Raw genomic sequence first — 14,824 nt, forward strand, 5'->3', positions numbered from 1 at the left:
CCCGCCGCATGATCGAGATCCGCAAGCAGAACCCCGCCTTCGGCCTGGGCTCCTACACCGAGCTGCCGTCCTCCAACCCGGCCGTGCTGGCCTTCTTGCGCCAGGCCCCCCCGGCCGAGGACGGCGGGGACGACCTGGTGCTGTGCGTGAACAACTTCTCCCGCTTCGCCCAGCCCACCGAGCTCGACCTGCGCGCGTTCGAGGGCCGGCATCCGGTCGAGCTGTTCGGCGGGGTGCGCTTCCCGGCCATCGGCGAGCTGCCGTATCTGCTGACCCTGGCGGGCCACGGCTTCTACTGGTTCCGCCTGCGCGGGGACGCCGCGTAGCACCCGCCGACCCCGGGTGGGGCGGTTTCCCCCGCGCCGCCCGGGGCACGCATCAGTAACACCCCGACGATCCGGGGAAAGGACGCGACTGAAATGTCGGAAGCCGTCATACGTACGGTCGCACCCCCGCCCGGCCTCCTTGCGTCGCTGGATCCGCTGCTGAGGCAGTGGCTGCCGCGACAGCGCTGGTTCGCGGGCAAGGGACGCCCGGTCACCGGGTTCACCCTGGTCGCGGCCACCGAGTTACTTCCGCCCAGCGCCAGGCTGGGCCTGTACCACCTGCTCGTCCGCGCCCACCAGCCCGCCCTGGCCGCCCAGGGCGGGGCCGACCGCCCCGGCGACTGCTACCAGCTGCTGCTGGGCGTGCGCGAGGCACTGCCGCCCAGGCTCGCACCCGCGTTGATCGGGCACCTGAGTCAGGGCCCGCTGGCCGGGCGGACGGTGTACGAGGCCCTGTACGACACCCGGCCCGCCGAACTGCTCCTGGAAGCCCTGCGCTCCCGGGCCCGGATCGGCGGGCTGCGCTTCGAGCGGGATCCGGGACAGGAGATCGCGTCCGGTCTGGTGCCGCGGCTGATGACCGTCGAGCAGTCGAACTCGTCCCTCGTCTACGGAGATACGTTCATTCTGAAGCTGTTGCGCCGGATCGTGCCCGGGATCAACCCCGACCTGGAGCTGCCGCTGGCGCTGGCCCGCGAAGGTTGCCCCCGAGTGCCCCCGCCCACGGCCTGGCTGGTGGCAGATCCCGACGGCACCGGCGCCACCGGTGGTCATGGTGCCGCCGGGGCGCCGGCCGCACCCGAGCCTCATGTGCTGGGTGTGCTCCAGCCCTTCGTGCGGGGCGCGACGGACGGCTGGGAGCTGGCGCTGCGGGAGCTGGCCAAGGGCGAGGACTTCGTCGCCGAGGCACGGGCGCTGGGGCGGGCCACCGCCGAGGTGCACACCGCCCTGGCCCGCGCGCTGCCGACGGTCACCCTGGGCCGGAGCCGGCTGCGGCGCATGGTCGCCGGTATGGCCGAGCGGCTGGGGGCGGCGGTGCAGGCGGTGCCCGCGCTGCGGCCGTACGCGGACGGGCTGGGCACCGCGTACACGGCGCTGGACGACCTGGCCGCCGAGGGGCAGCCCTGGACCGCCCAGCGTGTGCACGGCGATCTGCACCTCGGCCAGTGCCTGCGGTCCCCGGCCGGGGAGTGGTCGCTGATCGACTTCGAGGGCGAACCGGCACGGCCGCTGGCCGAGCGGCGGATGCCGCAGCCCGTGGTACGGGACGTGGCCGGGATGCTGCGGTCCTTCGACTACGCGGCACGTTCCGCGGACCCGCCGCAGCCGGACTGGGCCGTGCGGTGCCGTGCGGCGTACTGCTCCGGCTACGCGGAGACCGCGGGCCGGGACCCGCGCACCGATCCGGTGCTGCTGCGCGCGTACGAGACGGACAAGGCCGTCTACGAGGTGCTGTACGAGGCCCGGCACCGCCCGGAGTGGCTGCGGGTCCCGATGGCCGCCGTACGCCGGCTCGCCGAACCCGGACCAGGGTGATCCGGTGATCCACACGCTTCACTTCCGTCCGCCCCGCACGTCGACCAGGAGGCTCCGTCCGTGACCCCCCGTCCCGAGGCCAGCGGTTCGCATCCGGAGCAGCCGGCCGAGCAGATGTCCCGGAAGACCACGGTGAAGAAGGCCACCGTGCGGAAAGACACCACGGTGAAGCGGGCCGCCGCCGCGAAGAAGACCGGGGTCAAGAAGACCGTCGCGAAGAAGGCTGCCGCGAAGAAAGCCGGGGCGGCGAAGGCCGCCGAGAAGAAACCCGGGACGAGGAACGCCGGAACGAAGAGGGCGGGAACGAAGAAGGCCGGGGCGCGGAAGACCAAGGCGCGGCGGGCCGTCGGCAGGCCCCCGGCCGTCGGGCGGTCCGCGCCGCCCGAGCCGGAGATCGCGGTCTCCCCCGCCGTGGGCACCGACGACCGGGAGCGGCTGCTGAACGGCACGCACCACACCCCGCACTCCGTGCTCGGCGCGCACCCGGTGCCCGGCGGGGTCGTGTTCCGCACGTTCAAGCCGTACGCCCGGGCCGTGTCCGTGGTGTCCGGGGGCCTCACCGTCGACCTGCACGACGACGGGGACGGGTTCTTCTCGACACTGCTGCCGTTCCGGGAGATCCCGGCGTACCGGCTGCTCGTGACGTACGAGGAGACGGTGCGGGAGATCGAGGACGCGTACCGTCTGCTGCCCGCGCTCGGCGAGTTCGACCTGCATCTGATCGGCGAGGGGCGGCACGAGGAGCTGTGGACGGCGCTCGGCGCGCACCCCATGGCCCATCAGGGCGTGAGCGGCACCCGCTTCACCGTGTGGGCGCCGAACGCGCGCGGGGTGCGGGTGGCGGGCGGGTTCAACTTCTGGGACGGCACCGGGCACCCGATGCGGTCGCTGGGCTCGTCCGGGGTGTGGGAGCTGTTCGTGCCGGAGGTCGGCGAGGGCGAGCTGTACAAGTTCGAGATCACCCGCCCCGACGGTTCGCGGACCCTGCGCGCCGACCCGATGGCGCGCCGCACGGAGGTCCCGCCGGCCACCTCGTCCATCGTCACGTCCTCGCGGTACGAGTGGGGTGACGCGCGGTGGCTGGAGCGCCGTGCCGAAGTACCCGCGCACCAGAGCCCGTTCTCGGTGTACGAGGTTCACCTCCCGTCGTGGCGACCTGGATTGACGTACCGTCAACTCGCCGAGCAGCTCCCCGCGTACGTCAAGGACCTCGGGTTCACCCATGTCGAGCTGATGCCGGTCGCCGAGCACCCCTACGGTCCGTCCTGGGGCTACCAGGTCACGGGTTTCTACGCGCCCACGGCCCGGCTCGGCACCCCGGACGACTTCAGGTACCTGGTGGACGCGCTGCACCGGGCGGGCATCGGGGTGCTGATGGACTGGGTGCCGGCGCACTTCCCGCGCGACGAGTGGGCGCTGGCCGAGTTCGACGGACGGCCGCTGTACGAGCACGAGGATCCGCTGCGGGCCGCCCATCCCGACTGGGGGACCCTGGAGTTCGACTTCGGGCGGCGCGAGGTGCGCAACTTCCTGGTCGCCAACGCCGTGTACTGGTGCGAGGAGTTCCACATCGACGGGCTGCGGGTCGACGCCGTCGCCTCGATGCTGTACCTCGACTACTCGCGCGAGCCCGGCCAGTGGACGCCGAACGAGCACGGCGGCCGGGAGAACCTGGACGCGGTGGCGTTCCTCCAGGAGATGAACGCGACGGTCTACCGCAGGGTGCCGGGAGTGGTGACGATCGCGGAGGAGTCCACGGCCTGGGACGGGGTCACCCGGGCCACCCACCACGGGGGCCCGAGCGGTTTCGGCGGGCTCGGTTTCGGGCTGAAGTGGAACATGGGCTGGATGCACGACTCGCTCCGGTACATGAGCCACGAACCGGTCCACCGCCGTTACCACCACGGCGAGATGACGTTCTCGATGGTGTACGCCTACAGCGAGAACTACGTGCTGCCGATCTCGCACGACGAGGTCGTGCACGGCAAGCGGTCCCTGGTGTCGAAGATGCCCGGCGACTGGTGGCAGCAGCGCGCCGACCTGCGCGCCTACCTCGGCTTCATGTGGGCCCACCCCGGCAAGCAACTGCTGTTCATGGGACAGGAGTTCGCGCAGGGCGCCGAGTGGTCGGAGGCGCACGGCCCGGACTGGTGGCTGCTGGATCCGGCCTACGGCGCGGAGGCCGACCACCGCGGGGTGCGCGATCTGGTGCGCGACCTCAACACCGAGTACGGGCGCACCCCCGCGCTGTGGCGGTGCGACACCGAGCCGTCCGGTTTCCGGTGGGTGGCCGGGCACACGGACGAGGACGCCGAGGACAACGTGCTGGCGTTCCTGCGGTACGACTCCGACGGCTCCCCGCTGCTCGCGGTGTCCCACTTCGCCCCCGTCGTCCGGCACGAGTACCGCATCGGTGTCCCCGACGACGTGCCCGCCTGGCACGAGGTCCTGAACACCGACGCGGCCCGCTACGGCGGCAGCGACGTGGGCCGGCCGGACCCGGTCAAGCCGGAGCCGCAGGGACGGCACGGCTTCCCGGCGAGCATCCGGCTGACCCTGCCGCCCCTGGCGACGGTGTGGCTGCGCCCGGCCTGAGCCCTGGCAGGTGCGCTACGCCAGGGCGTCGGCCAGCGGCTTCGGCAGCGGCTCGGTGTGCAGGACGCCGAGCCGCTGGGTGGCGCGGGTCAGTGCCACGTACAGGTCGCTGGTGCCGTAGCGCCCCGGCTCGACCACGAGGACGGAGTCGAACTCCAGCCCCTTGGCCTGCCGCGGGTCGAGCAGGACCACGCCGTGCGTCAGATCGGGCTCGGCGCCGGCCGTCACCCCGTCCAGTCGGGTGGCCAGCGCGCGGTGCAGCTCGCGCGGGGCGACGACGGCGAGCCGGCCGTCCTTCGGTCCGCCGAGTTCCGCGACGGCCTCGGCGACGGCGCCGGGCAGGTCGTCGGTGGCGCGGGCCCAGGGGCGTACGCCGGTGGAGCGGACCGAACCGGGCGGCTCGAAGCCGGGGTGCTCGGCGCGGACCACGGCCGCCGCGACGTCCATGATCTCGGCCGGGGTACGGTAGTTGACGCCGAGCCGGGTGTGCTCCCAGCGGTCCTCGACGTACGGGGCGAGGATGTCCTCCCAGGAGCCGACACCGCCCGCCTCCGACGTCTGCGCGGGGTCTCCGACCAGGGTCATCGAGCGGGTCGGGCTGCGCCGCATCAGCAGCCGCCAGGCCATCGGCGACAGTTCCTGCGCCTCGTCGACGATGATGTGCCCGAACGCCCAGGTGCGGTCCGCGGCGGCCCGTTCGGCGGCGCTGCGGTGGTCGTCCTGCTCGTGCCGCTCGGCGAAGCGCTCGGCGTCGATGATGTCGTGCGCGGACAGCACCTCGGAGGACTCGGGGTCGTCCTCCTCCTTGTCCTCGAACTCGAAGGTCCGGGAGGCGTACGACACGTCCAGTACGCCCTGCGCGTAGGCGATCTGCGTGCGCCGCTCGCGGTCGGCCCGTTCCCGCGCCGGCCGGTCGTCCTCGCCGAGGAGTTCGGCGGCCTCGTCGAGCAGCGGCACGTCGGCGACGGTCCAGTGCCTGGTCACCGGGCGGCGGATCGCGGCGGCGTCCTCGGCGGGCAGGAAGTCCTCGGGCTCGGCGAGGAAGTCGGCGACCAGCCGCTGCGGGGTGAGCAGGGGCCACAACCGGTCGACGGCGGACCACACCTCGGGGTTCTCGGCGAGTTCGTCGCGGATCTGGGTGATGTCGCTGGGGTCGAGCAGATTGGAGCCGTCGTAGGGGTCGGTGCCGATGCGTTCGGCGACCATGTCGGTGAGCGTGTTGAGGATGTGGCCCTCGAAGTACTCGCGGGACGCGTTGTGCGGCAGCTTGGCGGCGCGGGTGCGTTCCCGGGCGACCCGCACCAGGCCGTCGTCGAGCATCAGGATCTCGCGGTCGTGCTCGATGGTGATCACCGGGTCGGGCAGCGCCTGCCGGCCGCGGACGACCTCGGCGAGGACGTCCGCCATGTCCGCCCGGCCCTTCACGGCGGCGGCCTCGGGGGTGTCCGCCCGGGTGGCCCGCACGCCGGGGAACAGCTCGCCGACGGTCGACAGGAGCACCCCGGTCTCGCCGAGGCTGGGCAGCACCTCTCCGATGTAGCCGAGGAACGCCGGGTTGGGTCCGACGATCAGGACGGCGCGGCGGGCCAGCAGTTCGCGGTACTCGTAGAGGAGGTAGGCGGCGCGGTGCAGGGCGACCGCGGTCTTGCCGGTGCCGGGGCCGCCCTCGACCACCAGCACGCCCCGGTGCGGGGCCCGGATGATGCGGTCCTGGTCGGCCTGGATGGTGCGCACGATGTCGCCCATGCGGCCGGTGCGCGCGGAGTTGAGCGCGGCGAGCAGCACCGCGTCGCCGGTCGGGTCCTCGTGGCCGGTGCGGGTCTCGTCGCCGAGGTCGAGGATCTCGTCGTGCAGGGCGGTGACCCGGCGTCCCTCGCTGGTGATGTGCCGGCGGCGCCTGAGGCCCATCGGGGTGTGGCCGGTGGCCAGGTAGAAGGGGCGGGCGACGTCGGCGCGCCAGTCGATCAGGACGGGAGTGCGCTCCTCGTCGTCTGCGCGCAGACCGATACGGCCGATGTGGTGGGTGTCGCCACTGGAGAGGTCGATCCGGCCGAAGCAGAGGGAGCCGTCCACCGCGTTCAGCGCGGCGAGCAGCCCGGACCGCTCGGCGACGAGGATGTCCCGCTCCAGCCTGGCCTGCATGGGCGTGTCGCCCTGGCCGAGCGCGTCCGTGACGGACACCTCGGTGTCGCCGCGCAGGGCGTCCACCCGTGCGTACAGTCCGTCGATGAATTCCTGTTCCTGTCGGAATTCATGGTCCGGAAATTCGCTGTTTGACAATTCCGCTCCCGCCCGGATACACTGTGCCCACTGAACTTCACTGTGACTTGCCGCAATTGAAGTCGCAAGTCAATGAATATACGCAACGAAAACCCCCGGGCGCAATTACCCGGGGGTTTTCCCGTGTCCGGTAGCGGCGCGGGACGGCGGCTCAGATCACCTCGACCAGTTCCTCCGGCAGCCGCCGCTCGGGCCTGGCGCCCACCATCGACCGCAGCGGCTCGCCGCCCCGGAACACCGTGAACGTCGGCATCGACAGCACCTCGTACGCGTTGGTGGTCGCCGGGTTGGCGTCCACGTTCAGCTGCACGACCTTTGAACGTACGCCTTGACGTCGGCGTCAGGGCAAGACCGGGCGGGGCGGCGAAAGGGCCGAGCGGCCGGGCTCACGGGGGAAGGAGTCCGGCCGCTCGGCGGCGGGGGAAGCCCGGGAGGGCTGTGCGCGTCAGGCCTTGGCGAGTTCCTTCTCGCCGCCCGCTGCGGGGGCCTCGGCGCGGTCGGCGGGGCCGACGCCGTCGTGGTCGTCCAGCAGGGTGGACTCGTCGAAGGGGATGGCCCCGGAGAGGACCTGGTTCACCCGCTCCTTGTCGATCTCCTTGGTCCAGGTGCCGATCAGCACCGTGGCGACCGCGTTGCCCGCGAAGTTGGTCAGGGCACGGGCCTCGCTCATCAGGCGGTCGATGCCGACGATCAGGCCGATGCCGTCCACCAGGGCCGGCTTGTGCGACTGCAGACCACCGGCCAGCGTCGCCAGGCCGGCACCGGAGACACCGGCGGCGCCCTTGGAGGCGATCAGCAGGAAGAGCAGCAGCGTGACCTGCTCGCCCACCGACATCGGCGTGCCCAGGGCGTCGGCGATGAACAGCGAGGCCATGGTCATGTAGATCATGGTGCCGTCGAGGTTGAAGGAGTAACCGGTCGGGACGGTGATGCCGACCACCGGCTTGCTGACACCCACGTGCTCCATCTTCGCGATGAGCCGCGGCAGCGCCGACTCGGACGAGGAGGTGGACAGGATCAGCAGGAACTCACGGCCGAGGTACTTGAACAGGCTCCAGACGTTCAGGCCCGCGACGATCCGCAGCAGCGCGCCGAGCACCACGAAGATGAACAGCACACAGGTGATGTAGAAGCCGAGCATCAGCACCGCGAGGCTCTTCAGCGCGTCCAGGCCCGCCGAGCCGGTGACCGCGGCCATGGCGCCGAACGCACCGACCGGGGCGGCCCACATGATCATGGCGAGGACCCGGAAGACCAGCCGCTGGATGTGCTCGATGCCGCGCAGAACCGGCTGGCCGGCGTTGCCCATGGCCTGCAGCGCGAAACCGCACAGCAGGGCGATCAGCAGGGTCTGCAGGACCTCGCCCTGGGTGAAGGCGGAAACGATCGTGGTCGGGATGATGCCGAGCAGGAACTCGGTGGTGTCCTTGGCCTCCGCGTCGACCTGGGCCTGACCGGTCTCCTTGACCGCGTCGGTGACCGCGAGACCCGTACCGGGGTCCAGGATGTTGCCGACGACCAGGCCGATGCCGAGCGCGACCAGCGACATGACCAGGAAGTAGACCATGGCGATACCGCCGACGGCGCCGACCTTGGCGGCCTTCCGCACGGAGCCGATGCCCAGCACGATGGTGCAGAAGATGATCGGCGAGATCATCATCTTGATCAGGCTCACGAAGCCGGTGCCGATCGGCTTCAGCTCGACCGCGAAGTCGGGGGCTGTCAGACCGACGGCGATACCGAGGGCGACCGCGATGATCACCGCGATGTAGAGATAGTGCGTGCGGTCCCGCTTCACTTTGGGAGCGGCAGGTGCCGTATCGGTGGTGCTGGTCACGGCGGCCTCCTTGATGACGTCGTCGGCATCGACCGGCGTGCGGCTCACGTCCGGGGGATGAGATTTCGGGGAACGCCGTGACTATGTCCCGTCTTGTGAGCGTGGTCACCCTTCCGTTCATTTAGTTCACGCCTACACGGCAGGCAGACTGTCGGAATGCGCATCGCCCTCCCCCGACCCCGCAGCCTCGCGGGCCAGCTCTTCGCCATGCAGGCGGTGCTGATAGCGGTCCTCGTGGTGGGATACGCGCTGTTCAGCTACTTCAGCGACCGCGGCCAGGCCGAGGAGGCGGCGAGCCACCAGGCACGGGCCGTGGCCCTCTCGGTGGCCGACTCCCCCTCGGTGCGCGAGGCGATCCGTACCTCCGACCCCTCGGCCACGCTCCAGCCGTACGCGCTGGCGGTGGTGCGCGACACCGACGTCGACTTCGTCACGATCATGAATCCGCAGGGCATCCGCTGGACCCACCCCGACCCGGGCCAGCTCGGCCTGCCCTTCCGCGGCCACACCGCGCCCGCCCTGGCGGGCCGGACGTTCACCGAGACCTACACCGGCACCCTCGGTCCGTCCGTCCGCGCGGTCACCCCGGTCCGGGACGGCGACCGGATCGTCGGCCTGGTCAGCGCGGGCATCCGGGTCGACGAGATCAGCCAGCGCGCGCAGGCCCAGCTGACGGCCCTGCTCACCGTCGCGACCGGTGCGCTCGGACTGGGCGCGATCGGCACGTACGTCATCAACGCCCGCCTGCGCCGGCACACCCACGGGATGAACGCGAGGGAACTCAGCCACATGCACGACTACCATCAGGCCGCGCTGCACGCCGTGCGCGAGGGACTGCTGATGCTGGACGGGCAGTACAGGGTGGCGCTGATCAACGACGGTGGCAGGGAGCTGCTGGGTGTGGCTCCTGAGGAGGACGTGGTGGGCAGGTCGGTCGCGGAACTCAGCCTCCCGACACCGCTGACGGGCGCGCTGCTCGCCTCGGAGCCCCGGGTGGACGAGGTGCACCTCACCGCGGACCGGGTACTGGTCCTGAACACCTCACCGGTGTCGGGCGGTGAACGGCGCGGTTCGGTGGTGACCCTGCGCGATGTGACCGAGCTCCAGTCGCTGATGGGCGAGCTGGACTCGGAGCGGGGCTTCACGCAGGCACTGCGCTCGCAGGCGCACGAGGCGGCGAACCGGCTGCACACCGTCGTCTCGCTGATCGAGCTGGGCCGGGCCGAGGAGGCGGTGGACTTCGCGACCGCCGAGCTGGAACTCGCCCAGGCGCTCACCGACCAGGTGGTGGCGGCGGTGGGCGAGCCGGTGCTGGCCGCACTGCTGCTGGGCAAGACGGCCCAGGCCCACGAGCGGGGCGTGGAGCTGGTGGTATCACCGGCCAGCCGGCTGGACGACGGGCTGCTGCCGGACAGCCTGACCGCCCGCGACCTGGTCACCGTCCTGGGCAACCTGATCGACAACGCGGTGGACGCGGCGCAGGGCGGCCTCAGTGCCCGGGTGACGGTCACCGCCCTCACCGACGCCGGCGCGGAGCTGATCCTGCAGGTGTCCGACACCGGCCCGGGCGTGGCCCCGGACCACACCGAGGCGGTCTTCCAGCGGGGCTTCACGACCAAGCCGTCGGGGCCGGACGGCCGTGGGCTGGGGCTGGCGCTGGTACGGCAGGTGGTGCGCCGGCACGGCGGCACGCTGGCGGTGACCTCGGCGGAGGAAGGCGGCGCCTGCTTCGAGGTACGGCTCCCGCTGCGGGCCGCCGACGGGGTCACGGCCGGCAGCGGCGCGGACGCGGAGGGCGTCGGCTCCGGCGCGGGAGGCGGGGCATGACCGACAGACCCATCCGTGTCCTGGTGGTGGAGGACGACCCGGTCGCCGCCGACGCCCATGTGATGTACGTCGGCCGGGTGCCGGGATTCGTCGCGGTGGGCAAGGCGACGACGGGCGCCGAGGCCCGCCGGGCGCTGGAACGCACCCCCGTCGACCTGCTCCTCCTCGACCTGCATCTGCCCGATGTGCACGGACTGCAGCTGGCCCGCTCGCTGCGGACGGCCGGACACCACGCGGACGTCGTCGCGGTGACGTCGGCACGGGACCTCGCGGTGGTGCGCGAGGGGGTGTCGCTGGGCGTCGTCCAGTACGTGCTGAAACCGTTCACCTTCGCGACGCTGCGGGACCGCCTGGTGCGGTACGCCGAGTTCCGCGCGGCCGTGGGCGAGGCCAGCGGCCAGGCCGAGGTGGACCGCGCGCTGGCCACCCTGCGCGCCCCCGGACCGGCCGGCCTGCCCAAGGGGCTGAGCGCACCGACCCTGGAGCGGGTGACGGTGGCCCTGCGGGACGCCGATGAGGGCCTGACCGCGAGCGGGGTGGCGGAGGCGGTGGGCATCTCCCGCATCACCGCCCGCCGCTACCTGGAACACCTGGTGGACGCGGGCCGCGCGGCCCGGCGCCCGCAGTACGGAACCGTGGGACGGCCGGAGTTGCAGTACCGGTGGGTGACGGGACGGTGAGGTGCTGGGGCACACGAAGCCCTCACCGGGTACGGTGCCCGCCCCGCGCGTCCCGCCGTGCCTCCTGCGGGCCCGGGTGGTGCGGGCGCTCGCGGCCTGTCCGCTCTCCCGTTTCCGCTCCGCCGCAACCGACTCGGCTGCCTCAACCGCCTCAACCGGCCGTTCCCGCTGACGCTCCTCTTCGCGCCGAGTCCGCCGACCACCGCGTTCATGGTCCCGGTTTCGCGCCGGGCGGGGCGGTCAAGGGGTGAGGGTGAGGCGGCCGGGGCCGGCGCGGGTGGGTCCGCGCACGTCTTCTCCCCGACCGCCGGGGCCGGTCAGAAGACCGACTCGGCCTCGTCCATGCGGTCCTGCGGGACCGTCTTCAGTTCGGTGACGGCCTCCGCGAGCGGGACCATCACGATGTCGGTGCCGCGCAGCGCGGTCATCCGGCCGAACTGCCCCTGGTGCGCGGCCTCCACCGCGTGCCAGCCGAAGCGGGTGGCGAGCACCCTGTCGTACGCGGTCGGCGTGCCACCGCGCTGGATGTGGCCGAGGATGACCGGCCTGGCCTCCTTGCCGAGGCGACGCTCCAGTTCACCGGCCAGCGCCGTGCCGATGCCCTGGAAGCGCTCGTGGCCGAACTTGTCGATCTCGCCCTTGCCGTAGTCCATGGTGCCGTCGGCGGGGTGGGCGCCCTCGGCGACGCAGATCACCGCGAACTTCTTGCCGCGGGCGAAGCGCGCCTCGACCATCTTGACCAGCTGGGCCGGGTCGAAGGCCCGCTCGGGCAGGCAGATGCCGTGGGCGCCGGCGGCCATGCCGGACTCCAGGGCGATCCAGCCCGCGTGCCGACCCATGACCTCGACGACCATCACCCGCTGGTGGGACTCGGCGGTGGTCTTCAGCCGGTCCATCGCCTCGGTGGCGACGCCGACGGCGGTGTCGAAGCCGAAGGTGCGGTCGGTGGAGGAGATGTCGTTGTCGATCGTCTTCGGGACGCCGACCACCGGCAGTCCCGCGTCCGACAGCATGCGGGCGGCGGTGAGCGTGCCCTCGCCGCCGATCGGGATGAGCGCGTCGATGCCGAAGTCGCGGATCATGTCGGAGGCGTTCTCGCAGGCCTCGCGGAGCCGGTCGCGCTCCAGCCGGGAGGAACCGAGGATGGTGCCGCCGCGGGCCAGGATGCCGCTGACCGCGTTGAGGTCGAGGGTCCGGTAGTGGCCGTCGAGCAGACCCGCGTAGCCGTCTTCGAAGCCGATGACCTCGTCGCCGTAGTTGTCGACCGCTCGGTGCACGACCGACCGGATCACGGCGTTCAGGCCGGGGCAGTCGCCGCCTGCGGTGAGAACTCCGATACGCATCGTGTTGTCGTCTCCTGGTCGCTTTGTATCCCGGTGGGCCACCTTCGATTGTTCCACGCCGCCCGGCACACCGGTCCCCCGTCCAGGTCGCCCACCGGTCTCCCGCCCCGGCCCCGAGCCCTGGGCTCGGGGCCGCGCCCCACGGGCAGGCCTCCCCACCAGCGCCGGAGGTACTGTCGAGGGGGACCAGCCCGCTACGGCGAGCGCGGCATCCGGGCCGGATCCCGCAGGGCCGACAAGCACCGCGAGACCCCCTATGAAACGGAGCACGCGTGACCCGCAGTGTGTACGTGACCAGCATCGACCGAGGCGACGGCCGCCAGGTCGTCGAACTGGGAGTCATGGAACTCCTGACCCGGCAGGTCGACCGGGTGGGCGTGTTCCGTCCCCTGGTGCACGAAGGCCCCGACCGTCTCTTCGAGCTGCTGCGCGCCCGCTACCGGCTCACCCAGGACCCGGCGACCGTCTACGGCATGGACTACCAGGAGGCGTCCGCCCTCCAGGCCGAACGCGGTTCCGACGCACTGGTGTCGACGCTGGTCGACCGGTTCCACGCCGTCGCCCGCGACTACGACGTTGTCCTCGTCCTCGGCACCGACTACGCCGACACCCAGTTCCCGGACGAGCTGTTCCTCAACGCCCGCCTCGCCAACGAGTTCGGCGCCTCGGTGATCCCGGTCGTGGGCGGCCGCAGGCAGACCTCCGAGTCGGTGCGCGACGAGACCCGCAACGCCTTCCGCGCCTACGAGACGCTGGGCTGCGACGTGCTCGCCATGGTGGTCAACCGGGTGGCCGTCGAGGATCGGGACGAGATCGCCGAGCGGCTCGCCTCCCGGCTGCCGGTGCCCTGCTACGTCCTGCCCGACGAACCCGCGCTGGCCGCCCCCACCGTGGCCCAGATCGCCCACACCCTGGGCGCGAAGGTGGTGCTCGGCGACGACTCCGGACTGGCCCGCGACGCCCTGGACTTCGTCTTCGGCGGCGCCATGCTGCCCAACCTCCTCGCCGCCCTGACCCCGGGCTGCCTGGTCATCGCCCCGGGCGACCGCGCCGACCTGGTCGTCGGCACGCTGGCCGCGCACAGCACCAACACCCCGCCGATAGCCGGGGTGCTGCTGACCCTGGACGAGGTGCCCGACGACCGCATCCTCACCCTCGCCTCCCGCCTCGCCCCCGGCACCCCGGTCCTGTCGGTGCCCGGCAACAGCTTCCCCACCGCCGAGCAGCTGTTCTCCCTGGAGGGGAAGTTGAACGCGGCCACCCCGCGCAAGGCGGAGACCGCGCTCGGCCTCTTCGAGCGGTACGCCGACACCGCCGACCTCACCCGGCGGGTCTCCGCGCCCAGCAGCGACCGCGTCACGCCGATGATGTTCGAGCACAAGCTGCTCGAACAGGCCCGCTCCGACCTCAGGCGGGTCGTGCTGCCCGAGGGCGGCGAGGAGCGGGTGCTGCACGCGGCCGAGGTGCTGCTGCGCCGGGGTGTGTGCGAGCTCACCCTGCTGGGGCCGGTCGACCACATCCGCAAGAAGGCCGCCGACCTCGGCATCGACCTCGGCGACACCCAGCTGATCGACCCGGCCGCCTCCGAGCTGCGCGACGCCTTCGCCGAGAAGTACGCCGCCCTGCGCGCCCACCGCGGGGTCAGTGTCGAGCTGGCCTACGACGTCGTCTCGGACCCGAACTACTTCGGCACGCTGATGGTGGAGGAAGGCCTCGCCGACGGCATGGTGTCCGGCTCGGTGCACTCCACCGCCGCGACCATCCGGCCGGCCTTCGAGATCATCAAGACCCGGCAGGACTCCTCGATCGTGTCCTCCGTCTTCTTCATGTGCCTGGCCGACCGGGTCCTGGTCTACGGCGACTGCGCGGTCAATCCCGACCCGGACGCCGAGCAGCTCGCCGACATCGCCGTGCAGTCGGCGGCCACGGCCGCGCGGTTCGGGGTGGAGCCGCGGATCGCGATGCTGTCGTACTCGACGGGGACGTCCGGTTCCGGCGCCGACGTCGACAAGGTGCGCGAGGCGACCGAGCTGGTGCGCGCCCGCCGCCCCGACCTCAGGATCGAGGGTCCGATCCAGTACGACGCGGCCGTGGAGCCGTCGGTCGCGGCGACCAAGCTGCCGGACTCCGAGGTCGCCGGGCAGGCGACCGTGCTGATCTTCCCCGACCTGAACACCGGCAACAACACCTACAAGGCCGTGCAGCGCTCGGCCGGCGCGATCGCGGTCGGCCCGGTGCTGCAGGGTCTGCGCAAGCCGGTCAACGACCTGTCCCGGGGCGCCCTCGTCCAGGACATCGTCAACACCGTCGCCATCACGGCGATCCAGGCCCAGTCCGCCGCCGGGTCCCCGGCCCCGAACGAGAAGGCAGCCACCCAGTGAGCGCCCACCCGTCCCCCAC

At 72.1% G+C, this 14,824-nt stretch carries 9 protein-coding genes and 1 pseudogene; 6 read left to right on the forward strand and 4 right to left on the reverse strand.

Annotation, left to right across the window (positions count from 1 at the left end; all coding sequences use genetic code 11):
* From AB0I73_RS15460 to glgB, 3 genes are all read left to right on the forward strand, one after another.
* A partial coding sequence (locus AB0I73_RS15460) for an alpha-glucosidase C-terminal domain-containing protein (RefSeq protein WP_363037517.1) occupies positions 1-326 on the forward strand: 326 nt, incomplete at its 5' end.
* Positions 327-419: 93 nt separating this feature from the next.
* Positions 420-1,862: a maltokinase gene (locus AB0I73_RS15465; RefSeq protein WP_363037519.1), complete on the forward strand. Its 1,443-nt coding sequence runs from the start codon at positions 420-422 to the stop codon at positions 1,860-1,862.
* Between the two features lie 60 nt (positions 1,863-1,922).
* Complete coding sequence (gene glgB / locus AB0I73_RS15470) at positions 1,923-4,457, forward strand: 1,4-alpha-glucan branching enzyme (RefSeq protein ID WP_363037521.1); 2,535 nt, start codon at positions 1,923-1,925, stop codon at positions 4,455-4,457.
* A 15-nt stretch (positions 4,458-4,472) separates the two neighbouring features.
* Here glgB and AB0I73_RS15475 read toward each other — a convergent pair whose 3' ends face one another.
* The 3 genes and pseudogenes from AB0I73_RS15475 to AB0I73_RS15485 all read right to left on the reverse strand — a co-directional run bounded on the left by AB0I73_RS15475 (position 4,473) and on the right by AB0I73_RS15485 (position 8,574).
* The gene (locus AB0I73_RS15475; RefSeq protein WP_363037681.1) at positions 4,473-6,755 is read right to left on the reverse strand and encodes an ATP-dependent DNA helicase; all 2,283 of its coding nucleotides are present in this window, start codon (positions 6,753-6,755) and stop codon (positions 4,473-4,475) included.
* 133 nt (positions 6,756-6,888) lie between these two features.
* Positions 6,889-7,068 (reverse strand): annotated as a pseudogene (locus tag AB0I73_RS15480) (thioredoxin family protein); the annotation flags it as partial.
* 114 nt (positions 7,069-7,182) lie between these two features.
* Complete coding sequence (locus AB0I73_RS15485; RefSeq protein WP_363037683.1) at positions 7,183-8,574, reverse strand: cation:dicarboxylase symporter family transporter; 1,392 nt, start codon at positions 8,572-8,574, stop codon at positions 7,183-7,185.
* Positions 8,575-8,730: 156 nt separating this feature from the next.
* On the opposite strand from AB0I73_RS15485, the gene AB0I73_RS15490 reads away from it, so the two are divergent.
* A complete protein-coding gene (locus AB0I73_RS15490) occupies positions 8,731-10,401 on the forward strand; it encodes a sensor histidine kinase (protein ID WP_363037523.1) in 1,671 nt (556 codons plus the stop codon).
* Positions 10,398-11,081, forward strand: a complete 684-nt coding sequence (locus AB0I73_RS15495) for a response regulator (protein WP_363037525.1) — start codon at positions 10,398-10,400, stop codon at positions 11,079-11,081. Before AB0I73_RS15490 ends, AB0I73_RS15495 begins: the two co-directional genes overlap by 4 nt.
* A 317-nt stretch (positions 11,082-11,398) precedes the next feature.
* On the opposite strand, the gene AB0I73_RS15500 is transcribed toward AB0I73_RS15495, so the two are convergent.
* Positions 11,399-12,424, reverse strand: coding sequence for an ATP-dependent 6-phosphofructokinase (locus AB0I73_RS15500; RefSeq protein WP_363037527.1), 1,026 nt, complete (start codon positions 12,422-12,424; stop codon positions 11,399-11,401).
* Between the two features lie 272 nt (positions 12,425-12,696).
* On the opposite strand from AB0I73_RS15500, the gene pta reads away from it, so the two are divergent.
* Complete coding sequence (gene pta / locus AB0I73_RS15505) at positions 12,697-14,805, forward strand: phosphate acetyltransferase (RefSeq protein ID WP_363037529.1); 2,109 nt, start codon at positions 12,697-12,699, stop codon at positions 14,803-14,805.
* The last annotated feature ends 19 nt before the right edge of the window (positions 14,806-14,824 follow it).

The sequence above is a fragment of the Streptomyces sp. NPDC050388 genome (assembly GCF_040655635.1).
GTDB lineage: Bacteria > Actinomycetota > Actinomycetes > Streptomycetales > Streptomycetaceae > Streptomyces.